This is a genomic window from Njordella calcicola, from assembly GCF_056494125.1.
Genome location: NZ_CM151396.1, coordinates 3,446,118 through 3,469,490, shown reverse-complemented (window position 1 = coordinate 3,469,490; position 23,373 = coordinate 3,446,118). Strand labels below are relative to the sequence as shown.

15 protein-coding genes, 2 tRNA genes and 1 pseudogene are annotated in these 23,373 nt (G+C 51.8%); 12 read left to right on the top strand and 6 right to left on the bottom strand.

Annotated elements, in window-relative coordinates:
- Window positions 1–20: 20 nt before the first annotated feature.
- Window positions 21–1,265: pseudogene (locus SH302x_RS13175) on the top strand (tyrosine-type recombinase/integrase); the annotation flags it as partial.
- 434 nt (window positions 1,266–1,699) lie between these two features.
- Here the strand turns inward: SH302x_RS13175 and SH302x_RS13170 are convergent.
- Window positions 1,700–1,772, bottom strand: a tRNA-Asn gene (locus SH302x_RS13170).
- A gap of 950 nt (window positions 1,773–2,722) precedes the next feature.
- Between SH302x_RS13170 and SH302x_RS13165 the strand changes: the two genes are divergently transcribed.
- From SH302x_RS13165 to SH302x_RS13155, 3 genes are all read left to right on the top strand, one after another.
- A complete protein-coding gene (locus tag SH302x_RS13165; RefSeq protein WP_479369143.1) occupies window positions 2,723–4,972 on the top strand; it encodes a heavy metal translocating P-type ATPase in 2,250 nt (749 codons plus the stop codon).
- Window positions 4,973–5,120: 148 nt separating this feature from the next.
- On the top strand, window positions 5,121–5,543 hold the full coding sequence (locus SH302x_RS13160; protein WP_479369142.1) for a bifunctional nuclease family protein: 423 nt from the start codon (window positions 5,121–5,123) through the stop codon (window positions 5,541–5,543).
- Between the two features lie 52 nt (window positions 5,544–5,595).
- Entirely contained in the window at window positions 5,596–6,615 is a 1,020-nt protein-coding gene (locus SH302x_RS13155; RefSeq protein ID WP_479369141.1) for a helix-turn-helix transcriptional regulator, read from the top strand.
- A 94-nt stretch (window positions 6,616–6,709) separates the two neighbouring features.
- Here the strand turns inward: SH302x_RS13155 and SH302x_RS13150 are convergent, their stop codons facing one another.
- Window positions 6,710–7,306, bottom strand: a complete 597-nt coding sequence (locus SH302x_RS13150; RefSeq protein ID WP_479369140.1) for a methionine-R-sulfoxide reductase — start codon at window positions 7,304–7,306, stop codon at window positions 6,710–6,712.
- Between the two features lie 260 nt (window positions 7,307–7,566).
- Window positions 7,567–7,827, bottom strand: coding sequence for a hypothetical protein (locus SH302x_RS13145; RefSeq protein WP_479369139.1), 261 nt, complete (start codon window positions 7,825–7,827; stop codon window positions 7,567–7,569).
- A gap of 505 nt (window positions 7,828–8,332) precedes the next feature.
- Here SH302x_RS13145 and SH302x_RS13140 point away from each other — a divergent pair.
- The 5 genes from SH302x_RS13140 (at window position 8,333) to SH302x_RS13120 (ending at window position 15,766) form a co-directional block, all read left to right on the top strand.
- Window positions 8,333–9,718 (top strand): hypothetical protein, encoded by a 1,386-nt coding sequence (locus SH302x_RS13140; protein ID WP_479369138.1) that lies wholly within the window; start codon window positions 8,333–8,335, stop codon window positions 9,716–9,718.
- A 77-nt stretch (window positions 9,719–9,795) separates the two neighbouring features.
- A complete protein-coding gene (locus SH302x_RS13135; protein WP_479369137.1) occupies window positions 9,796–11,214 on the top strand; it encodes an NAD-dependent malic enzyme in 1,419 nt (472 codons plus the stop codon).
- Between the two features lie 248 nt (window positions 11,215–11,462).
- Window positions 11,463–13,178, top strand: a complete 1,716-nt coding sequence (locus SH302x_RS13130; RefSeq protein WP_479369136.1) for an Hsp70 family protein — start codon at window positions 11,463–11,465, stop codon at window positions 13,176–13,178.
- A gap of 46 nt (window positions 13,179–13,224) precedes the next feature.
- A complete protein-coding gene (locus SH302x_RS13125; RefSeq protein WP_479369135.1) occupies window positions 13,225–14,292 on the top strand; it encodes a hypothetical protein in 1,068 nt (355 codons plus the stop codon).
- A complete protein-coding gene (locus tag SH302x_RS13120; RefSeq protein ID WP_479369134.1) occupies window positions 14,285–15,766 on the top strand; it encodes a J domain-containing protein in 1,482 nt (493 codons plus the stop codon). Before SH302x_RS13125 ends, SH302x_RS13120 begins: the two co-directional genes overlap by 8 nt.
- A 40-nt stretch (window positions 15,767–15,806) precedes the next feature.
- On the opposite strand, the gene SH302x_RS13115 is transcribed toward SH302x_RS13120, so the two are convergent.
- The 3 genes from SH302x_RS13115 to SH302x_RS13105 form a co-directional block, all read right to left on the bottom strand.
- Window positions 15,807–17,270 carry an IS701 family transposase gene (locus tag SH302x_RS13115; protein ID WP_479364550.1) on the bottom strand — a complete coding sequence of 488 codons (1,464 nt, stop codon included), beginning with the start codon at window positions 17,268–17,270 and terminating at the stop codon, window positions 15,807–15,809.
- Between the two features lie 247 nt (window positions 17,271–17,517).
- Window positions 17,518–17,591 (bottom strand) — tRNA-His (locus SH302x_RS13110).
- Between the two features lie 107 nt (window positions 17,592–17,698).
- Complete coding sequence (locus SH302x_RS13105; RefSeq protein WP_479369133.1) at window positions 17,699–19,327, bottom strand: thioredoxin fold domain-containing protein; 1,629 nt, start codon at window positions 19,325–19,327, stop codon at window positions 17,699–17,701.
- Window positions 19,328–20,234: 907 nt separating this feature from the next.
- On the opposite strand from SH302x_RS13105, the gene rho reads away from it, so the two are divergent.
- The 3 genes from rho to SH302x_RS13090 are packed head-to-tail and all read left to right on the top strand — an operon-like array spanning window position 20,235 to window position 23,364.
- Window positions 20,235–21,554 carry a transcription termination factor Rho gene (gene rho, locus SH302x_RS13100; protein ID WP_479369132.1) on the top strand — a complete coding sequence of 440 codons (1,320 nt, stop codon included), beginning with the start codon at window positions 20,235–20,237 and terminating at the stop codon, window positions 21,552–21,554.
- 50 nt (window positions 21,555–21,604) lie between these two features.
- Entirely contained in the window at window positions 21,605–22,624 is a 1,020-nt protein-coding gene (locus tag SH302x_RS13095; protein ID WP_479369131.1) for a hypothetical protein, read from the top strand.
- The gene (locus tag SH302x_RS13090) at window positions 22,621–23,364 is read left to right on the top strand and encodes a pyridoxine 5'-phosphate synthase (protein WP_479369130.1); all 744 of its coding nucleotides are present in this window, start codon (window positions 22,621–22,623) and stop codon (window positions 23,362–23,364) included. Before SH302x_RS13095 ends, SH302x_RS13090 begins: the two co-directional genes overlap by 4 nt.
- Window positions 23,365–23,373: the final 9 nt, after the last annotated feature.

Sequence of the window (23,373 nt, the reverse complement as noted above, 5' to 3'; positions counted from 1 at the left end):
CCCATTCAGGATAGGTTGTTATGGCACAAGTCGTGAAGATCATCACCACGAAAAAGCTCCCCTCCGAGGCGGAGCTGACGAAGCGTGGGGACGTGAGTTACTATTCAATTCGTCGAGCGGGAAAATCGGTTCTATGCGAACTTACGCCGTGCGGCACAAAGTATCGAATCGAATCAAAAAAATGGTACGCTCAATACCGAGACGCTGATGGGACTACGAAGCGTCACCCCGCGTTTACGGACAAAGCTGCTTCACTGAAGCTAGCGGAAGAACTCGAAACTCGCGCATCAATGCGACGGCTCGGGCAGCTTTCAGGCAATGAGTCTGTTTACGATCTATCAATAAATGAACTAATTGATCGCTTTGCAAAGTATCTCCGATCGAAAAACAATACTGCTGACTACTGCAAGCTGACCGAGAATCGGATTCGTCGGCTTTGCGACGGAGCGGAGATCAAGGTTTGGGCTCAGATTACCCCGTCGAAAGTGCTAGGCTGGCTTTCAACAGAGAGGGATTCGAAAGCGATGGGCATACAAACTAGCAACTACTATTTGGTTGCGATAAAAGAGCTTTGCAACTGGGCGATCGAAGAAAGTCTCGTAAGCGTAAACCCGCTTCGTTCGATGAAACGGATGAATGCTGAAGGCGACGTGAAAAGGCGACGTCGATCCATTACGCCAGAGGAGTTTTCTCGCCTTATCGATGCAGCTCGATCTGGAGGCGATGTGCAGGAAGTCGCGGGGGGCGAGCGGGCGGTACTTTACATTGTCGCAGCTTGGACGGGATTTCGGCGCGGCGAATTAGCTTCCCTGACTAGATCGCAGATTTTACTTGAGGGGACAAATCCTGCGATAACCGTCAGTGCCGCCTACAGTAAACGACGGCGAGAAGATGAAATACCGCTGCATGCGGCAGTCGTTGACGAATTGCGTAATTGGTTGGCTTCGAATCCCAAGCGACCGGGTGAAAAAGTGTTTTCACTCAAGACTACCAACGGCTACCTGCGAAACACCGCAAAAATGATGGCTGCCGATCTTGCTGCGGCACGAAAAGCTTGGATCGATGAAGCAGTAGATTCCGAGGAACGCGAAGTTCGCGAACGTTCGGAATTTCTTTCTTACGAGAGTGGCGACGGCGTATTTGCCGATTTCCATGCAAATCGGCATACCTTCATTACGAACCTTGGACGTACTGGGGTTTCGCCGAAGCTTGCACAAACCTTGGCTCGACATAGCGACGTGCGGCTGACTTTCAACATCTATTCCCATACGGACAAAGTGGAGCAATCAGCAGCCGTCTCGAAACTGCCAGCTCCGCCCGCGAATTTGGTCACGGCGTCGCATCAACCGGCTGCAGTCCACCCGATCGATACGGATTCAAGAGCAGCATCGGAAACTTGCTCCAAACAAGTTTCTAGGGCGAATCGCCGGGGGAGAAAAATCAATGCTAGAAAACACACTCAAGACGCAGAGGTGGCTCAAGAACCAGACGAATTGAAGAAGGCCGAAATCGGAGTCGAAGCCACCGCGTTTGCACTACAGTTTGCACAAACTCCTCGCGGCACATGTCATTTGGAGGCACAAAATGACAAAACGACGCACCCTGGGAATGATCCAGTGGGTGCTGAGCAAACCGTAGAAAGTGCAGAAAACACAGTGATTTGCAGTCCTTCGCAGCACTTGGCTGCGAAGGACAGAAGCTCCCCCGGGTGGGCTCGAACCACCGACACGCGGATTAACAGTCCGCTGCTCTGCCGACTGAGCTACAGGGGAATTTGCTCTACAACAAACTACTAAACGCTTTTCGGCTCTATGACGCCAGAACTTGAGTACTCAAAACCCTCAAGCTTAGACCGCCTTCATCTAACCAATCAAATGCCTGCAATCTGCCGACTCCTCACAACTGCCGTGATACATACCAGCATCTACTCTCAACGACCGTTGCCATTAATCTCTCAATAGCAACATCAATCATGCGGTAAATCTCTAGTCCGTAACGACTTGCGTATGTTAACGTTTCGCTTCAAGCCTGCAATCCTGTTCCGCTAGAATTTCTAGCAAACCATTCCTCGCGTCTCTCAAATCCGAAACACAACACACGATTTTCGCCGTGGGAGCGAAAAGTGTAACGAATTTGCCCCTCCCCCGCGAGGGGATTCGACTAGGTTTTTTAATCTGTTTTTATTGACCACCCATTTTATTGACCACCCAAATAAATCCACCCTCCTACGACTCCCCCGTCTTCCTGACCTAGGGACTTACAGCTTGAAAGACTTTTCGCGAATCATTCAGCAACAACGGAACGCTCGGACGCGCTTGTTGCTCGCCAACCCAACTGCCCTTAGCCACAAGTCCTCAACTGGACTGTTAATCGCCACAACCCACTAGTCTTCACTCTTGAATCCTCGGCCTTCCCGCGCGGCATTCCTCGTCTGCCTTGTCCCCCTGTACGCACGCCCGATGGCTACCCCTTTTACATTACAGTCGGGGCAAATCAGTTTTTGAATCTAGGCAAATTAGCCGTTGAGCAATCGCTCACGGTTTCCGAGAGAACCGACGCTATCGCGTTTCGGGTAATGCGCAATCTGAATATCTGACTTGGCCTGCTTTTACAGGGACAAAGGTAGTAGTCACCGGCCCCCTACGCTACCATGATCGTTTCCGCGGTCACTTCAGCGCGTCACCAACCACTCTCACATTTCGGCCCATCCACTGGTAATTGCATGACGACAACCGAAATCGAACTGCCCGTTTCAGGCATGTCCTGCGTCGGCTGCGCTAAATCGATCGAAAAAGCGTTAAGCACCAAGCCAGGTATTATCGACTCCAGTGTTAATTTCCCCAAAAATAACGTGCGGGTGGTCTTTGATTCTAGCTCGACGGATATCGCGAAAATCTCCCAGACGATTCGTGAAGCGGGATTTACGGTTGTCCAAGCTACTCAGGATGAATCGATCGATGAAGCTGTTGAGGCTGCGAATCTCGCAGAGTTCCAACGGCAATGGCTGCGGCTGAAAGTTGGCTTTGCTTTCACGATCCCGCTCTTCTTGCTGAGCATGGGCCGCGATTTCGCTCTGCTCGGACATTGGGCTCATGCAACATGGGTGTCCTGGTTGATGTTCGCCCTAGCAACTCCGGTGCAGTTCTTCGTCGGCAAAGAGTACTACGTCAGTGCGCTCCAGTCGCTGCGGAATCGTTTTGCAAACATGGACGTGCTTGTCGCATTGGGCTCAACCACGGCTTACCTTTACAGTTGCGCTGTCTTGATTGCCCTGACGCTAGGGAATGCTACTTGGGGCGATCATGTCTACTTTGAAACATCCGCCACTATCATCACGCTCATTCTGCTTGGACGGATTATCGAGACTAAGGCCAAAAGCAGGACTGGGGCTGCGATTCGGAAGCTTTTGAACTTACAAGCAAAGTCTGCACGGGTCCTACGCGATGGCCAAGAAGTGGAAACTCCGGTGCATCGCGTTGTTACCGGAGACAAAATCATTGTGCGTCCGGGGGAAAAAGTTCCTGTTGACGCTCGCGTCCTCTCGGGCGCGTCTGCGGTCGACGAAAGTATGATCACTGGCGAAAGTTTGCCTGTCGACAAAAAAGCGGGTGACGAAGTCTATGGAGCGACAATTAATCGCGAAGGCATGCTGACTTTGGTCGCGACGCGCGTCGGCGCGGAGTCGGCGCTGGCGAGAATCATTGAGCAAGTTGAGAGAGCTCAGTCAACGAAAGCGCCGATCCAACAGTTGGCTGATCGCATTTCCAACATCTTTGTCCCTTGTGTGATCGTGATCGCGACAGTGACCTTTGTGGTATGGGCGTTCCTTTTGGGTGACGCAACACAAGCCATTCTGCGTTCAATCTCCGTTCTCATCATCTCCTGCCCTTGCGCGATGGGACTGGCCACGCCGCTAGCAGTCATGGTGGGTATGGGCCGAGGAGCTGAACTGGGGATTCTATTTCGATCGAGCGAAGCCTTGCAGCGAGTATGCGGCGTCAATGAGATTGTGCTGGACAAGACAGGGACCATTACCCAAGGGCAACTAAGTGTTACGGACGTAGCAAGTTCACCCAGCGCATCTGACGCGCAGGTTATCCAGTTGGCAGCGTCAGTGGAATATGGAAGCGAACATCCAATCGCCAAAGCGATCATCCAACACGCTCGCAACCAGTCGATCAAGCTGCTGTTAGCCACCGATTTTAAAGCGACTGCCGGGGGCGGCGTGCAGGCGAATATCCAAGGCCAGATCGTGCAAGTTGGCAGCCGTCGTTGGCTGAAGCTGGACGATGATATGCCGCACGATCTACAGGTACAAAGCGATGCACTGGAGCAATCTGCAAAATCGATTCTATGGGTTCGTGCGAACGATCAACTGGTTGGATTTTTGGCCGTTACCGATACCGTTAAACCTGATTCACAAGCTGCGATTGCGGATTTGAAACGGCAAGGGATCCACGTCACGATGATGACTGGCGACAATCGTTTCGCCGCGACCGCGATTGGACGGCAGGTCGGCGTCGATGACGTCGTGGCTGAAACGTTGCCCAACGAGAAGGCCGAGCGGGTGGAGCAATTGCAGGCCAGCGGACGCATAGTTGCCATGGTTGGCGACGGTATCAATGATGCGCCTGCGTTGGCCCAAGCCGATGTCGGTATCGCGATAGGAACTGGAACCGACGTGGCTATCGAAGCGGCCGAAGTCACGCTGTTGCGAGGAACGTTATCGAGCGTCCCACAAGCCATTCGGCTTTCAAAAGCCACGCTGCGAAATATCAAACAGAATCTTTTTTGGGCGTTCGCTTACAACGTTGCACTCATTCCTATTGCCGCCGGTGTGTTGGCGTTTGTTCCCGGCGTACCCGTGTTTCTGAAGCAACTGCATCCCATTTTAGCCGCCGCTGCCATGGTGATGTCCGACTTGGTTATTGTGGCCAATGCCTTGCGTCTGCGATGGTTGAAGATCCAATAATCGCTGGAAATGCTGGGACTTAAGAGGCTGCTCGCGGAGAAGTTGGAAAGTACACGCTGCAGGTGATTGACGATTTTGCGTTGCACCGATACCGTCAAAGCTATCTCAAAGACGGATTTAGCACACTTGGTATTCGCGTGGGGCGATCATGAGCGTACAGATGCAGTTGGCTCGCATCATCATTACTGAAATTAGTGACTCGCAGATCATATTCCTTAAGGAAGTGGACGGTTCACGCGAGTTTCCAATTTTGATTGGGATCTTTGAAGCGACCAGTATTGATCGACGTGTGAAATCCGAAGCGGCACCGATCCGTCCGTTGACACACGACCTGATCATTGACATTGTGCAGAAGATGGGGGGGGAACTGATTGCCGTAGTGATCAGCGAATTGCGAGATCAAATGTATTTTGCAAGCCTACAGATTCGGCGAGGCGATGAGATCATTGAGATCGATTCCCGCCCCTCCGATGCGATTGCGGTCGCGGTTTCCTATAACCCTCCGTTGCCAATTTTTGTCGCTGAAGAAGTGCTTGCCGCAGCGGCTAAAGACCGCGATACAATAGAGTAAATAACGGCGTCCGAGCGGACTGGATCATTTATCAAAGGAGTGTAAGTATACGATGGCGCGAAACGAGCAGTTGATTCGTCAGCACAAGATCCTGACGATTCTCGAACGACGACGCTTTGGAGCTACGCTTGACGAAATCCGCGATAGCGTTGTGGAAGAGTTGGGTTTAACATCGCTGCACGAACGTAGCGTACGGCGCGATCTGGATGCGTTACAAGCCGCCGGCATGGATATCGCCACGGAAGAAACCCAGCGTGGTAAGGTCTGGAAGTTGCGCCGCGCAGACATTGGGCTACACAAGATCACCATTTCCGCTTCGGAGCTGATTTCGTTGTCTATGGGACGTGATCTCATGCTACCGCTGATCGGCACTATTTTTTGGCAAGGCATCGAGACGTTCTGGAATAAAGTCCGCGACCAACTGCCAACAGGAGTTTGGGATCATTATCAACGATATCGCAAAACGTTAAAAGTGATTGGGCTACCAAGCAAAGGTTACGAGAAGCAGCAAGGGATGCTGCGTACGATCAACCGCGCGATTGCTGAGCATCGCAAGCTGGAGATCGAATATGAACCCTTGAACAAACCGCGTGCGATTCGCTACTTGGAACCGTATGGATTAGCGATCTACCAATCGAGTATTTACGTTGCGGCCATTGAGTCCAATCGGCCAGGGGATGAAGACTTGGAGCCGCAGGAACGGCTACGCAACTGGAAACTGGACCGGTTCACGAAAGCGACCGCTTTGGATGAATGGTTCAAGCCGCATGATGAAGTTGATCTGGAGCATGTAGGCCAAAGCGTCGGCATCTTCAGCGGTGACAAGGCGGCTCCTTATCGTATTAAGTTAAGCTCGCAGGCCGCGCGCTGGATTCAAGAGGACCCCTGGCACGCTCAACAAGAGATCGCTGTGCAAGCGGACGGAACTGCGATTCTGACCGTACCGGCATATCACCCCATGGAGGTCGTTCCCCGCGTGTTGCAATTGGGGGTAGAAGCAGAACTGCTTGAGCCGTTAGAGGCTAGACAATTAGTCGCCGACTCTGTGAAGACGCTTGCGAAGCGATATTGATCAGCATAAATAGCAATCGGTCACTCAATTCATCGCATTGAGTGACTTGAAATACAAGTCTAGCGGAGTTAGGCCAAACTGGACGACACTGAGCTTACTTTTCTTCAAGCACAATGACTTCAGGCAAGGGTTCGCCGTCTGCTACAAACCGGATTGAAATCGAGTTGACGCAATGTCGAGTATTCTTTGCGGTCATTCGTTCGCCATCGAAAACATGCCCGAGATGACCGCCGCAGTTTTTACAAACAATCTCCACGCGGTATCCATCCGGGTCAGGATGCCGCTCGACTGCCTCAGGCAGTTCGTCGTCGAAACTGGGCCAGCCGCATTGGCTATCGAATTTGTCGTCCGAACGATACAACGCGGCATTGCAGCGACGGCAAACGAAAGTCCCCTTGGCTTTCCAATCCGTGTACTCACCGGTAAAGGCCCGTTCGGTGCCTTTGTGGATGATGACGCGTTCCTCGTCTTTGGTTAGCGGATTGTACTTGGTTGCAGTGGACTTGTTGATCATAGAAACGCTCTTGGAAGGAGTATTCGGTGCGGAAATTGATTCAGGCTCGCTCGCGGACTGCGGATCTGGATCGGCACTGGACATCGTAGGCTGTTGGCAACCGGCGACCGCGACCGCTCCCACTGCGGCCAGCACCAACGAGAACTTCAAGAGGCTGCGCGTCATCAGATCTTTCATATTGGACTCCTAAACTTATGGCAGTTACATTCCGTCGCAATGCAATTGTTGCAAATCGCAGTTTACCACAAATTGGCCGTAGCGAATACTAACTTGCAACTGGCATGTGCATCTGTACCCATCATAGAGCATGGAGAAGGGCGACTTAGGCGAGCGGCAGAAATAATTCTACCGTAGTGGGATTCGCCAGAATTCCATTTACGCGTAGGGAATTCTGGCGAATCCCACTACATCGGGTAAGCTTTCACCTGCCGCTCGACTTACAGAGCGATCTGCAGGACGACGGCGATGAGGACTGTCATTACTCCGCCAGCGGCGACGAGGGTCAGGGGAGTCGATTCTCGGGCTGGCGCGTATCCATAGCGAGCAGCTAATTCATTGATCGCGGTTTGTGCTTCGGAGGGAGACGAGCCATACGTTTGCTGATGCATTTCGTAGGCTTCGGTCCATTGCTGGCTGCCGATAAAGTACAAGCTTAATTCGCGAAAGCTTTCGGAATCTTGATCAAACATACGTGGCATGTGTTCCAGAAGATTGAAACTGTACCCTTAAATATATCGGACAGTTAAAGCCGCGCTCTTCAATGTTGCGAATCGAGATCAAGTAACCGCAAACCACATGCTGAACAATCCGGATGATCGGCTGGACGATACGAAATCCGCTGATCGGTACAGCTTGCCAAGTGAGTTCGTCGGTATTTTTCGCGGTAACCGTTCTTCACGGCAATTGATGCGAAAGAGATAAAGAGGTCAGGACACGTGCGTTTGCGGGTGGCGGTTAAACGCAGCACCGTTCTCCTCGTTTGTGGACTCGCCGTCAGGCAGAAGCGATTGACGAAGATTCCGCCTAAAGGAGGGACTATGAGCAAGCGGGGCGAGTTGTCGTTGGTCGCCTTTTCGCCCAGGGGTTCAGAACACGTCGCTTCGAAGGTAGGATAACGTTTTTGCCATCCGCGACGAACTTGGTTTCAGGGTCCCGCGTACAACTTAGTCAATTCACGTTATTCATCCTTGGTTCACAAACTGAATGATTCCTCGCCTTACTTCCCTCGTTTCCATGCTGCCTGTGCTCACAATAGCTTTGTTGTGCGTTGGCTGCAGGAACCAGGACAGCTCCACTGATAATCCGGTCACGGCACCGGCCACTGGCGTTTCGGATCGCGATCGTCCAGCGCTGCGCATTGGATTGGCTGGCCAGCCCGCAGAGCTTGAAGATATCTTGCGCGTGCGCTGGGCATCCGTCTCTGAACAGAAGCTGGAGTTTATTCCGATTCCGCTTGAACAATTAGACGGGCCGGAAGTTCCGCAGATCGATTTGCTGATCGCTCCCAGTATGTATGTAGGTTCCTTGGTCGAGTATAGCTGGGTCAGCCCGCTGCCTCCAGAATTGACCGAGCGAATCAGTTCGCTTTCCTTCGGTGACAGTTCTGTTTCCAGCAATCCGCCGTTGCATTGGACAAAAGCTGTCGAGTATGGCAAGAAACAATATGGAGTACCGCTGGGTGCAAGTTTGACACTGGTTTCGACTGCATCGCCAGAACAAGACGCTGCACCGAAGAATTCAACAGGCACGCGTGTGGGCAGTCGAGATTCTTTGCCCAACGTGTTGCTTGACTGGAGCCAGTTCCGCATCAACAGTTCTGGTTCGGTGAGCCAATGGAGTCAGCCCGACGTCGTGGACCAATTCTTGCTAATTGCGATGACGCTGCGTCCGAACATTTATGAGAATGCCTTTCTTTTTAAATTGATTGATGCTTCTGGTCGATTGAGTGAACCTTGGCTGGTCAACGCAGCGACCGTCCTGAGAAGTTTGCATCAATCCGCTGCCGACGACTCAAAACGATTGATAGAGATTGGCTGGCCTTCTTCTAGGGAGCAGGCGTCAGACCAATGGGCCATTGGGACTTACCAGCACTTGATCAGCGACAACAGTTTTGGTTCTTCAACAGTTGGCGATCAAGAGTCGCTGGGAAATGCGTTGCAAACGCGAGTTCTTGTGGATGGTGCTCGTGCTTCGGTCGTATTCCTTAGCAGTCGCACTAGACAATCCGCTAAATCGATCTTTTTGATGAACTGGATTTGCGAAGCAGGACAGAAGTCGGCGCTGGCCAAAGTGTGGCCATGGAGCTTTCCATTTCCAGGCGCTGATACTCCGCCGATCGGCATGTCGTATCGCGATCTTGCATTTCAAGGCAGCGCTGTCGAAGACACGCCGATCTTTTTCCAATTACGTAACGGCGCGGCTTATCGTGACGAGTTGCGGCGTAGCTTAGAAAAGATTGTTAAAGACGAAGCAATTGACGTCCAGGTTGCATTGGAAGAGTGTCGGCTGAAGTGGGAAGCACTAACGCAGTCGTTAGGCCGCGACCAGCAGCAAGAGTCGATCGAAAAGACACTTGGCTTGCGGCAGTAGGGCCCAGGCTGCTTTCACGACAATTGGGCCTGTAGTGGTCTTTGCTTTTGGCGCGGGTTTGCTTACGATTCGTAGCTATGAGACCTCAACCAACCGATGGCTACAGCATCACCATCCGCTTACGATTACTAAACAAGCCCGCTGTATTGGGCTTAGTCACTTCTACCATTGGCACCGCTGGCGGCAGTATTGGTGCAATCGATATTGTGGAAGCGGGATTTGACACGCTGGTCCGTGACATCACCATTGCCGCTGGTGACGAACAGCATGCGCAGGAAATCATCGAAGCCGTAAAGGGCTTGCCCGGTGTAACCTTCATCCATTTTTCTGATCGTGTGTTCTTGTTGCATATTGGCGGCAAGATCGAGATCAAGAGCAAGATTCCGATCCAAACTCGCGCCGATTTGTCGTTGGCCTATACGCCCGGCGTAGCCCGGGTATGTTCGGCGATTCACGACGACCCTGCGAAAGTGTTTACCTTGACGACCAAGCGAAACAGCGTGGCGGTCGTCACGGATGGCACTGCCGTTTTGGGTTTGGGCGATATCGGACCAGCCGCTGCCATGCCCGTGATGGAAGGCAAAGCGATGTTGTTTAAAGAGTTCGCAAACATCGACGCTTACCCGATCTGTTTAGACACCAAGAACGTCGACGAGATTGTCGCGGTGGTGAAAGCGATTGCTCCAGGCTTTGGCGGCATCAACTTGGAAGACATCTCGGCTCCACGATGTTTCGAAGTCGAACGACGTTTGCGTGAGACGATTGATATCCCGGTTTTCCATGACGATCAACACGGTACCGCCGTGGTGGTATTGGCTGCGGCCATCAACGCGTTGCGTGTGGTTGGCAAAAATCTCGCGGATGCAAAGGTGGTCGTTTCAGGAACTGGCGCGGCGGGTACCGCTTGTGCAAAGATGTTAGCGACAGCCGGCGTGACGAACATCATTGGTTGCGATATTCATGGCGTGATTCATCGTGATCGAGCAGAGCCTGGTATCCAGTGGTGGATCGAGCATACGAATCCATTAAACCTGCAAGGTCGGTTGGGTGATGTGATTGAAGGGGCCGACCTGTTCTTGGGAGTTTCTAGTGGCAAGCTGTTGAAGATCGAGATGGTGCAGCGTATGGCGCGCGATCCGATTATTTTTGCTTTAGCGAACCCGACACCGGAGATTACTCCCGAAGAAGCGGCTCCCTATGCTCGTGTGATCGGGACAGGGCGATCGGACTATCCAAATCAGATCAATAACGTCTTGTGTTTTCCTGGGATATTCCGTGGTGCGCTCGATTGTCGAGCGTCGGAGATTAACGAGCCGATGAAGCTTGCGGCGGCACATGCGATTGCGAACTGCATATCGGATCTCGAATTGAGTGCTGACTACATCATCCCGTCGGTTTTTAACCGCAAAGTCACTCCTGCTGTGGCGGCTGCCGTTGAGGAGGCCGCTTATCAGTCGGGTGTTGCGCGCAAGGAGCGTGGCATCGTCGCTCATTGACGCTGAGGATCGTTTGCTTGGGTACCCACGTTCGTAGTACCGCCTTTAGGCGGCTCTTCCCTACCGCACCAGTAAGGTAATTCCGCCTAAAGGCGGGACTACAAACACCGGGCCGGAACAATCACAATTTTCGAGCACGTCTCGCTTCTCCGCTGACCTCTAGTTATCATTTTTGCAAGGTAAGCGCTTCTGCCAGGAATTGATGTCGACCGTCGACTTGCTTCATCGCTCATCACTGAAGAAAATAAATGATTATTGGAATCGATTTGGGGACCACGAATTCAGTGGCGGCATATCTCTCTCCGACCGGACCGACCTTGATTCCTAATTCGCTTGGAGAATTCCTAACTCCATCCGTAGTCGCGATCGATGAACGCGATCGAATATTGGTCGGACAGGCAGCAAAAGACTATCAAGTCTTGCACCCAGAAAACTGCGCGTCGCTTTTCAAGCGTCATATGGGCGGTGCGTACGCGGTTCAGTTAGGTAGCCAATCTTTGACCCCTGAAAAATTGAGCAGCTTAGTGTTGCGATCAATCAAGGCAGACGCAGAAGCCTTCTTGAAAACGCCCGTTGATGAAGCCGTCATCACGGTGCCAGCCTATTTTAATGATCATCAGCGCAAAGCAACCATCGCCGCTGGCCAGATGGCTGGATTTACCGTTCGACGCATTCTAAACGAACCTACGGCTGCGGCTCTTGCTTACGGTATGCATGAGCAGAAAGAAAATCGTCTACTGATGATCATTGATCTGGGAGGTGGAACCTTCGATGTTTCAATCGTTGAGCTCTTCGAGGGATCTATTGAAGTTCGTGCAACAGCTGGTGAGTGTTTTCTTGGCGGTGAAGACTTCACTATGTCAATCGTTGCGAACGCGCTTCGCCAGCATGGTTTGACGCTCGAGACGGAGGAACTGAAATCACCCAAACGCGTTGCACGAATGGTCCAGCAGGCCGAGTTAGCGAAACGGAAGCTATCGAGTCATCCAACTGCCGAACTTCGTTTGCCCGACAAGTTCGGAAAATTCAGCGACAGTTCCGAGAGGATCAGCGTATCTAATGAGGACTTTTCTCAATGGACCGAAAACATTTTGAAAAGGCTTGAAACCCCAATTCGCCGTGCACTTGGCGACGCTCAGTTGAAGCGAGACAACATTGACGAACTCATTTTGGTTGGCGGTGCAACACGGATGAAGTGCGTCATCAATCGCGTGAAAGAGTTGTTCAACCAAGAACCGAAATCTAACTTGGATCCCGACTTGGTCGTGGGTTTAGGGGCTTCGGTCCAAGCGGGCTTGTTCGCCAATGATGCTTACGTTGAAGACTTGGTCGTTTCCGACGTCTGTCCGTTCACGCTTGGAATTGAAGTTGCCAAACAGATCGGCGATCAAGAAATTTCCGGGTACTTCTTGCCGATTATCAATCGGAACACGACGGTTCCCACTTCTCGCGTCAATCGCGTCCAAACTGTTCAAGGCAATCAGGCCACCATATCCGTTGTCGTCTACCAAGGTGAAAGCCGAATGTCGAAGGATAATTTGAAGATCGGAGCGTTCGAAGTTTCAGGCATTCCACTCGGCCCTCCTGGCCAGGAGATCGACATTCGATTCACCTATGATCTCAATGGCGTGCTCGAAATCGAAGCGACTATTGTTAAAACGGGAAAGAAGGTGTCTCATGTGCTAACTCAATATGCCAAGAATCTATCACCATCTGAGATACGTTCGGCAATCATGGAAATGCAAGTTTTAAAGATCGATCCACGTGAAGACGCTAAGAACCAAGTCGTTCTGCGCAGAGCAGAACGCCTGTACCAAGAGTTACCGCTTCGTGAGCGGAAGTATTTGGAGCAGCTCTTGGATAGCTTTGAAGGTTCGATGCAAATTCAAGACGAGGGAGCCATTGACGAGTGCCGTCAGGCTCTTCAAAGCTTTCTTGAATCATTTGATCAAGACATCTATTGAAACGCCCTCTTAGAGATCACATTTCAGCGCTACCAATGGCACCACGATGAGTACTTCGCTTGAAGACCCAGAACTATCCAAGCTTAAAGCTTGGGCGAATGAAGTTTTAGGCATCCCAGAAAACGATTCGTCCTCTGATCGAGATCGGATACTCCATTTTTTAAATCGTTTAAGACTCAAAGAAGATACAGGCAGCGAGGTCCATTGGCATGCCTTTCAATTGCTTCGGAATCTGGACAAGAATTCCATCAGTCCTGCTCGAAACGATTCCGCTTACGCCAATTTCGTACACTCGCTGGTATCCGAGTTGAATCAAGACTTTTTTGAAATTCCTCCGGGGGATCGCAAAGCTCGTTACAAACTGCTTGCATTAGTTTCGTCGCGCGACTCATTGCTCTCTAGGCGGCTTGAACGGCTCAAGCCTTTTCTCTCCATCGATCCCAAACAGCTTGGTACGACGAGTGAGGAAGTCGACGTCATCCATCTACTCTGTCAATTCGCGTTGGCAAGTCCTTTTGATCGTCGCCGTCAGTGGGAACGGCTCAGTTTGCTGGCGTCATCGAGAACTGAGACATGGAGCAAAGCCGTAGAGATCATCCAAGCCAGAGTCCCAGCGGTGACAAACCAGATCGAGGACTATTTCGCCTACTTGAAGAGTCCAAAAAAATTCCAAACCAATCTGAGGAAGGCAGAAAACAAACTTGTCCTTCGGAGCTTGGTGAGCGTGCGGCGACCTATTGAGTTCGCCACCACTCGCTTTCGTTTCGTTTTTATCGGGTTGATGGTTGTGCTCTATGGCGTAATGATTGCGGCGAATGTTACTAGGAAATTTAATCGCACCAATCCCTATGCCTCACCTGCAAGGCAAACTCCCAACGTTTCGCTAGAATCTTTCGACCTGGTCGGAGCAATGAGCGAAGATGAAAAACGGCACATGTTCAAAAAGCTGAGAGAACGTTTCCCAAACGGCATATCTGATCTTTCCAACGAGGAAAAATCCGAGGTCATGCTAATCATCTTGAAAACAAGACAAGAAGTGGCCGAACAGTCGCGTCGAGAAAAGGAATCGATAGAGGCTCCGATGCAAGTGTCCAAGGATCGCCACGATGAGTGAGTTCCATTTAGGGGATGACATTCGAGCCTGGCCTGACGATAGTTTCCAAATCTTGGGGGTTGATCGATCGTCGAATGTAACGGAACTCAAACGAGCCTATACCAGACTGATTCGACGATTTAAGCCCGAGCATTGCCCGGAACATTTTCGAAAACTTCGTGAAGCTTATGAGGCTTGCCTTTCGAAAATCATGTATTACTCTTCGGATTTTGAAACTGACGTTTCCACTAGCCCCGAGGTCCAGCCGAACTTCGAGGTGACCGAGAAGGGCGAAGCTCTCAGCGATCATTACGATGACGTCCGGATCGATCGCAAGTCTGCACCAAGAAAACCAGTGCCATCCCCGCCGAAGACCGTTGATGAAGAAGTCATCGAGCTCGTGACGGCAGGTGAAAGCCAAATCGCACTGCGTCGACTTCGACAGGAGAATCGACGAGGCACTTCCAATTCTTCGTTGGTCGAACTGGAATTCTGGCTTGCGAAGTTGACCCTTCATAGCCGAACCAGTAACTATCCTGCAGAAGTTCTATCGAGGGAGTTTAGCAAAGGTGTATCCGACTATAGCCTACTTGGTTGCTTGGAGTTGGAGGCAACAAAGAATCCAGAAATTCTTCTCGACCTAGACCTAGAAAAGGTACTGAAATACAGCGAGTCGAGTGTCGTGTCAGGATTCATCAATTTGCGGTGGAAGTCAGCTCATCGAACCGATCGCTTCGAGGTAATCATCGACGACTGTCGGTTGATCAACGAGTTCTACTTTGATGACATTTCGACGTGGCTACAGTTCAGCAAACAAGCGACCGAACATCTTGTTTGGTCGCGAGATTTGTCGCATGTGCAAGTTGCAATGGGTATGGTGGAAGATTTGAATCGCGATACGGAATCGTTACCGAAATACATGCGAGATCTAACGGATTTGGATATTTTGCTTAGGACGACAAAAGCGCTATTTGACTATCAGTCCAATCCCAATTCGGATCAGTCTTTGTGGAAGTTGTTTGCACATTCCTGGAACTGGATAGGGCCAGAGTGGCGAGCGCAAATGTTGCGATGGATGTTCGACTTGCGAGACAATCTAGCCGCCAAGATTCAAGTACTGGATGAGCTTGTTCGATGCGATCCATTACTACTTCACTTCTTGCGAGGCCGCGCTTTAAGCATTCAACGCGATAGCTGGATCGACACCGGGGATTCAGAGGAAAGCAAATCAGTACTCTCACCGAAGAATGGCGATTGGATTCGGAACTTTCTTGCGTCACAAAAGACGAATCGCTATCAAGCCTTGCGAGTCAAACTTCTGGGATTTTGCATCGAGAAGTCGATCAACCCTTCGCAAGTCGTGCTCGCCTTGGAAAGCCCCGAATCGCCTGTACGTCGCGCCTTCTCGGTTGAATTTAGGAATAATTTGAAGGAAGATCTGGTGATCAATTCCGTATTTCAAATCATCAATCACTTTAACGTGCTTACCGCGTAGATACTGCACTTTAGGGGATTGTTGGAATAGCGTGCTAGGCTTATGCCGCTAGGGCCAAGAGTCTTTCGAATCGGTCGCGTATTTTTGATGGATCGGCGGCAGATTGGAGATCTCTCAAAAATACTTCGCGCAGCATTTTCCGGGCTATTCCTCGCCGGCGGTCATTGTGCGAAGGACGGCGAGTTGGATTGTCCCATGGACGATCGCTTCGGTCCACCAGTTGTTCACTCGTGTGATCCCAACACTCCAATTCAACCAGTGTATACAACCATCCACACAGGTTCCAGCAGCCAATGCTCGACCACACGTTACGAACTTGCTGCTCACCTGCACCCCAGATTTCTTTGACGTCATGAAAATGCTCTTCGATCGCCCACCGATCCGACGCTGTTTTCAGAATCATCTCGACGCCCATCAAAGCGTCAGTGCTAACGTACGCCGCCCAATTACCCTTGGTGTATTCCAGCAGTACCACTCGAACTGTCCCACCCACAACTTGGCTTGTCGCCAAAAATGTCTTGTAGCGACGCTCGACCATAACGCCGCGACAACAGTAGCTAATCGTTTTCCAACCTCGACGATTAGTCGCTCGCTTTTTGAGGCTGATGCGGTTCTTGCCGTATTTGCGAGGCCGACCACGCTGTCCGGTTTTGTTCACGGGAAGCTCAAACAGCTTGGCGTCACTACGCAGCCTCGTCACTATGATCGCCCCTTCGGCAATCAGCGGTCGGATCAACGCCATCGCTGCATACGCTCCGTCGAACACGACGATGAACCCAGCCTTGCTTCCCAGGGCTCTAAGGGTCCGCATCACTTTTCGGCAGAGCTCCAAGGCGAGTTCGTGTTTAGTGCGAAATTCCCATTCATATCGCTGTTTCAGCTTGGTGATGTCAACTTCGCGAACGTACAACATCGACAATATGGGCAGCGCGATTATGCCAAACAGCGGACGGCTTATCAGCATCGCCAAGCAGACCCAGTTGTGTCCGTAGAGCCAGTCTCCATCACCCGGGCCAGGAGTCGGATTGTGGTGAATGTTGGCCGCCTCCACGCATGGCCCAAATCGTCTGGTTGGCGAATCGTCGATGGCCATCGTCCAGTAACCTTTTTCACCAGGATCAAACTTTCTGAGGATTACCCCAAGAACCGCAAACGCCAACGCAGCGGCGTTCTTGCCGACGGATTGAAGCAGTTCATAAAAGCGATCCCAATCGTCTTTGACACCCGCACATCGAAACCAACTGGCGGCCGTCCGGCGACCTCCGGCCAGCAAAGCTCCGGCAACAACAATCGGCAGCCGGAACGCGATTCGCTTGTCCAGCAAGCTGCTCATGGCGGTAGTGAGTGTGGCTATACCGCCCAGCAGTGGCACGCTGGCAGCTTCAGTGGATTGACGATTCGGATTGGCCGTAACCAACCTCTGCCGTTTGTCGTGTTGAGACGACGTGGATTTCGCAGCATGTTGAGCTTGTGGAGGTCTGCCGGAGTGTTTACGCTTAGCCATCCTTGGCCCTTTGTGGATGATTGGTTTGGTGTGGTAACCTCCAATTTCCCGAAGGGCCTTTTTCGTGGCAAGATCAATCCTCGACTTGATTGATGAGATTCCCTAAAGTGCAGGCGTAGATACCCGTGCCTTGAATATGAGCACCGAGCTTTTCGGTAGTCTTTTTCAATAAAGGGGGTCGCGCTGCATGTCGCAGGTAACGCTTAAACCGCGTTCCGACCTGGAAAAACATTGATAAAGTGTGAAGGGTGATAAACGGGACTCGAACCCGCGACCTTCGGAGCCACAATCCGACGCTCTAACCAACTGAGCTACTACCACCATCTACTAAGCATGTAGAGTTTATCGATCAATCTTGGCCTCGTCAATCGATCAGGCATTTTTCCTAAACTCTCCGCCCACCAAACCACTCCACCTTCAAGCAACACCTATCGGGCAAGCGGAGATGCAGCCGGTCCATTTGCAACGCGGCCTTGGCTAGGATCAAACGCCGGTTGAGTGCTTTGCGGTCCTGGAGAAGCTTGCATCGACGACTGACTCTGCGACTGTAGGGCTTCCGCCGCAGCCGCAACTTCAATCACGTGCTCGTCAAAGAATTCACGGTTGGCCGCAGTTGAAAACAGGTATACACGCCCCTTGAACCAACATCCATACTCACGCAACCCGTCGCGCAATTCGCCAGTCTGAAGGAAATGAACTAAATCGTATCCGCTCAGTATTGGTGCGTATCGATCCGCTGCTTGAAGGAACTTCTGCTGGTTTTCTTGGCTAGTCAAATGGTAAACGCGTCCTCGGTGACGGACGGCAAAAGCAGGGCTGCCCGCTTTCCATACTGACTTCTCGTCCAACGTCACCGGGCAGAAGCCGCTCATCGCAGGTGCGTTTTCACGTTCGATCGCCGTTTTGACTTCTGCGGCGATTTTCAGCCGGACCACTTCAGCGTTCTCAGGGCTTGAACCTGCCGCTGGATTGCGATTGGAAACCAAGTTGGCCGATGCAGTAGGTGGCGAAGCGGGGATGGCAAACGGATTGACGGTCGCTGGATTGCGGGCTGCAACTTCCGTTGCAGCAGTTGCTGGCGACGATACCTGAGCGGGTGTGGCGGCAACCGTCGAAGCACTGTTGTCCGGCAGGAAAGTATTTTCGACAACCGATTGCTGCAAACTTGCAATGGCTGGTGGGGCGGCACGATTTGCTGGTTGGCTAGCTGGCTGCTGCTGAGCAAGTTGCTGCTGGGCTATTTGTGCAGGCACCGCCAAATTCGCAGGCGTCGGCGTCGATGGGGCAGGCGCTGGGCTTTGGAATGCTGGGCGAGCTTGATTAGGCGACGAGTTGGGGAAGGTCGATGCGTAGCTTTGTGGCGGCAATGTATAGGCGGGCTCGGCACGACTATTTTCAAATACAGACTGGCCTAAGGCAGAGGTAGTCGGGCTAACTTGATTTTGTGCAAAGTTCGGCTGATTCTGGTTTGGCAGATAGGCCTGCGAGTTTTGGTCGGCCGCGGTCGGCACGGCGAAACTGTTTTGGCCGATCGAACGCTGGTCGATGCTGGTTGATGGCTGAGGTGCTTGGCGATGAACGGCAAGATCTTTAGGCGGCCGTTGGCCTGCTTGAGCGATTACAAGGTGGTCTCTGTTTCGCATCGCGACTCGTTCCAGCAGCGTAACATAGTCGCCTGTCTTTTGTGGCGATATGGTCCGCGCCAACTCAGTCCCGTCGCCAGCAAGATAAACGTCCGTTGGCCATCGATTGACCGCATACTTTTTGGCGATTTCAGGATGGTTGTCGACGTTGACTTTGACAGGAATGACCGTTTGCTTCATGGCGTTGATCAAGGTTGGATCTTGAAACGCTCGAACGTCCAACATCTTGCAAGGTACGCAGTCGTTGGAGTAGAAGTGCAGCAGCATGACAGCGCCGGTCGATTCGGAGGCTTTTTGAGCTGCTGCGAAATCTTGCGTCCAGGGGATCTGAGCCAAACCAGCGTTGGTTAGCATCAGCCAACCGCCAAGGACCATGCTTAATTTCCAGCTTGGATGGCGAGGGTTTCTAACCATGAAGGCATATCCTTAACGTTTTGTGGAACCAAGGGCCATCGAAACGGGGTCTGCCCCCTTTTTCGGATAGGCTCTAAGCCAGCGCTCTGTGTGGCACGAGCTTAGCCCTTGATGAGTGTAATGCGGTAGAAAAGTTGAATCTGCGATGCCCCCTGACGTTGGAATCGGTTGTAAGGCCTGTAGGACTTGAGGCTTTATGTAAAAGTCGTAGCAATTCGATTGAAAATTCCGGCCAATCATCCCTCCCGCACTTGACATTGTTGGTCCGCGATGCAAAAGTAACAGCATTAAGACATGGTTCTGAAACACGCGTGCGGCGTCTAGTCTGCAGAAATCGCGTGTCACACGAGTACAATTTTGGCTGGAACACGGCCAATCGCGGAAGTCGAATACTTGTTGGATTGAGTAGGCCTGGTTGCTAGGTTGGTAACATCAACAGTAGATTTCCCAAGTCCGAAGTATGTGGTTTCGGCAAATAACAGGATGTTGCGGTTCGCTTGGACAGCGTTTAGCGTTCGGGCAGTTATCGGGAGACGATTTTCTTGGTGACTACAGTAGCAAAGAAGCTTACCGCTTATAAATTTTGATCAACAGTTTTTGGAAGATCGCTGGGCTAGGTGGCATGTCGCTTGCTAGTACCCAGTGTCACATTTCGAAAGTCATCTTTAACTTGCTCGTTTTATCCAGTTTCCGTTTTTTAGTTGATTCTCGCAGAGTCAACGGCGTGTTCAGTTTATCTGTGGACGTCGCTGTATGCGAATTTTGTGCGTGTCATTAGGCTTAGTTGTCTAGGAGTCGCTTTTTGTTTCAGTTCTGATATCTCATGGTTTGTGCGGCTGTTCTGCCCGGTCTGGGCTCACGCAAACCAAACTCGTCAGAGCGTTTTTACATTTCAGGTTTTCTTTCAATGCCAAAGAAAAAGCGTTATAGATCTCGATTTTCCACTGGTGATGGTTTCGAAGGTGGCAGCAGTGCCCCTGGCCCAGCGCGTGCGCGGCCAAAACGACCTCGCAGTACTGGCCCTCGTCGCAGCTATGGTAGCCGCGCTCCCGCCGAAACTGCCGGAACCGCTGTCGACGAAGTTCCCGGCGAAGGTGACGTAGAGACCATCAAGGAGTTTACGGGCCTGCTGGAAATGCACCCCAACGGCTATGGTTTTTTGCGTAGCCCCGAAAACAATTACTCTCGCGAGCGAACCGATCCTTTCGTGCCTGGCACGATGATCGAAAAGTTCCAGTTGCGCCCCGGCGTGATGGTTCGAGCTCAATCGATCCACACTCGCAAGCAACAAGGTCCAAGGATCAAAGAGATCCTCGATATCGAAGGCATGCCGCCTGACGATTACTTGAATGTTAAATCGTTTGATACGCTCACTGCGATCAACCCCGATCGTTGGTTGCAGTTAGAGATTGGCAAACATCCACTTACCAATCGCGTCATCGATTTGTTGGCCCCTTTGGGTCGCGGGCAACGCGCCTTGATTGTCGCTCCGCCACGCTCTGGCAAGACGATCATGCTGCAACATATCAGCCAAGGCATCGCGATGAACTATCCCGACGTCAAACTGATCGTTTTGCTGATCGATGAACGACCCGAAGAAGTGACCGATATGCGTCGCAGTGTGACCAATGGCGAAGTCATCGCGAGTTCGCTGGATGAGGATGTCGATTCTCACGTGCGATTAAGCCAACTGGTGATCGAGCGCTGCAAGCGATTGGCAGAAACCGGGCGAGACGTGTTCTTGCTTATGGATTCGATCACTCGTCTAGCCCGTGCGTTCAATAAGTGGGTCGGAAATGGCCCTACCATGTCCGGCGGTGTGAACATCAAAGCGATGGACGTACCAAAGAAATTGTTCGCTACTGCTCGCGCTTTTGCCGAAGGTGGATCGCTGACAATTGTTGGTACCGCGCTGGTGGACACCGGATCGCGGATGGATGAACTTATTTTTCAAGAGTTCAAAGGGACTGGTAACATGGAATTGGTGCTGGATCGCAAACTGGCGGAACGCCGCGTTTGGCCAGCTATCGATATCACACAATCAGGCACTCGACGCGACGAACTTTTGCATAGCCCAGAGACTTTGCATGCCGTGACCATGATCCGACGCACGCTGAATTCCATGAATCCAGTGGAAGCGATGGAGCAGTTGACGACGCAATTGGGTAAGTTTGATACCAACGAAAAATTCTTGAAGCTGATCGCCAGTGCTCGACTGCAAGATTAGCAAGACAGATTTGCTCTGCCACTGATGGAAGCCTTGCATAAGTACGCTTGATGTTTGCATTCATGAGGTTGGTCAAGACTGGATGGTATCGTTGCTTGCTAGTGGGCTTAGCGTGCTTGATGAGTTCGCTCTCAGGCGTCAGCGAAGCTCAAGAGGCAACGGTCTACTGGCATAAACGCAAAGCTGCCGTGGACTCCGTCATCTTCAGCGAACTGATTTCTACCGTTAGCGGAAAGCTGATCGGTTTTGATCAACAGCGTACCGTGATTGAGGTGAATCCGGCCGAACCACCCTTGACCATCCCCAGCGACCAAGTTGTGGGGATTCAGGTAACTTGGCCAGAAGGTCCGTTGCAACAAGCTAACGCGGCATTCAATGCTGGCGACTTTGCGGATGCGATCTTGCGGTACCAACGCGCGGTCAACGACCCAACCACCCAAGCATGGCAGCAGAAGCTGTCGCTCCTGCAGATAACTTCCGCTGCGATTCAGATCGAAAAACTGCGGATTGCGACGAAGGTCTTCTCGTTATTACATGCGGGCAGTTTGCCTCAATTCGGTTACGCGTATGCACCTCTACGCTGGACAAGTGATCCTGTGTTGCCCAGCGTGCAAGCCGAATTGGAAGAGTTCGCTGGCGAGACCGATTCGCTGTATCGCTTGATTGTCAGCAGTTGGCAGTTGAACAGCACTCAGCGAGAGCGTTACGCTGGCCAATTGGACTTGATTGCCAAAAGCGACCAGACGCCGTTAAACTTGCTTGCTACCGCGCAGTTATGGCGAGTGATCCCGCCGCAGCAATTTGTAGCCAACAAGCTGAAGGATGCGATCGCATTTCGTGACCAGTTGCCGCTGCCGCTGCAAGTTGGGCCTGCACTGTGCATTGCAGATGCTGTTGAGCGATCAGGGGATGATCAACAAGCTTACTTATTGTGGATCGAAGCTGCGATGTTGGCTGACCATACCTTCTCGCCGCTGTTGCCCATCGCAACGCGACACTTGGATGACATCGCCAAACGGATCGATCGTATTGAACAATGGAACAAAATGAAAGAAGCATTGAACCGATGATTGAATTGGGTGTAAACATCGACCATGTCGCAACGGTCCGGCAAGCTCGAAAGACGTATGAGCCAGATCCTGTCGCAGCGGCTTTCATGGCCGAAATGGGGGGGGCTGATGGAATCACGGTCCATCTCCGCGAAGACCGCCGTCACATCCAAGACCGCGACATCCGCATCTTGAAGGACACCATCAGTGTGAAGTTTAATTTTGAGCTGTCGTGTGCCCATGAGATCGTGCTCATCGCTTGTGAAAGTGCGCCCGATCAAGCGACCTTGGTTCCAGAACGTCGCGAAGAAGTAACTACAGAAGGCGGTTTGGACTTGATTGCTCATCATGCGCGCGTGACCACTGCCATCGATATGCTGCATCGCCAATCGATTCCTGTCAGTCTGTTTTTGGACCCAGACCTGGCACAAATTGAAGCGGCAGCGAAGATGGGAGTAGTCGCAGTAGAATTGCACACGGGGCAGTATGCGTCAGCGGCCACGGATGCTCAGCGTCACGAGCAACTGCAACGATTGATCGAGGCATCCCAAGCGATCGTGGAACTTGGTATGCATTTACATGCGGGGCATGGATTGACCTATCAGAATGTCGGTCCGGTGGCCGCAATCGCGGGGATGAAGGAATTAAACATTGGGCACAGCATCGTGTCACGCGCGATCTTCGTGGGCTTGAAAGAGGCGGTTGCGGAAATGAAGCGTCTGTTAGTCAGCGCGGCAGTCAACACGGCTCATTTCCGCTAGAATAGATGC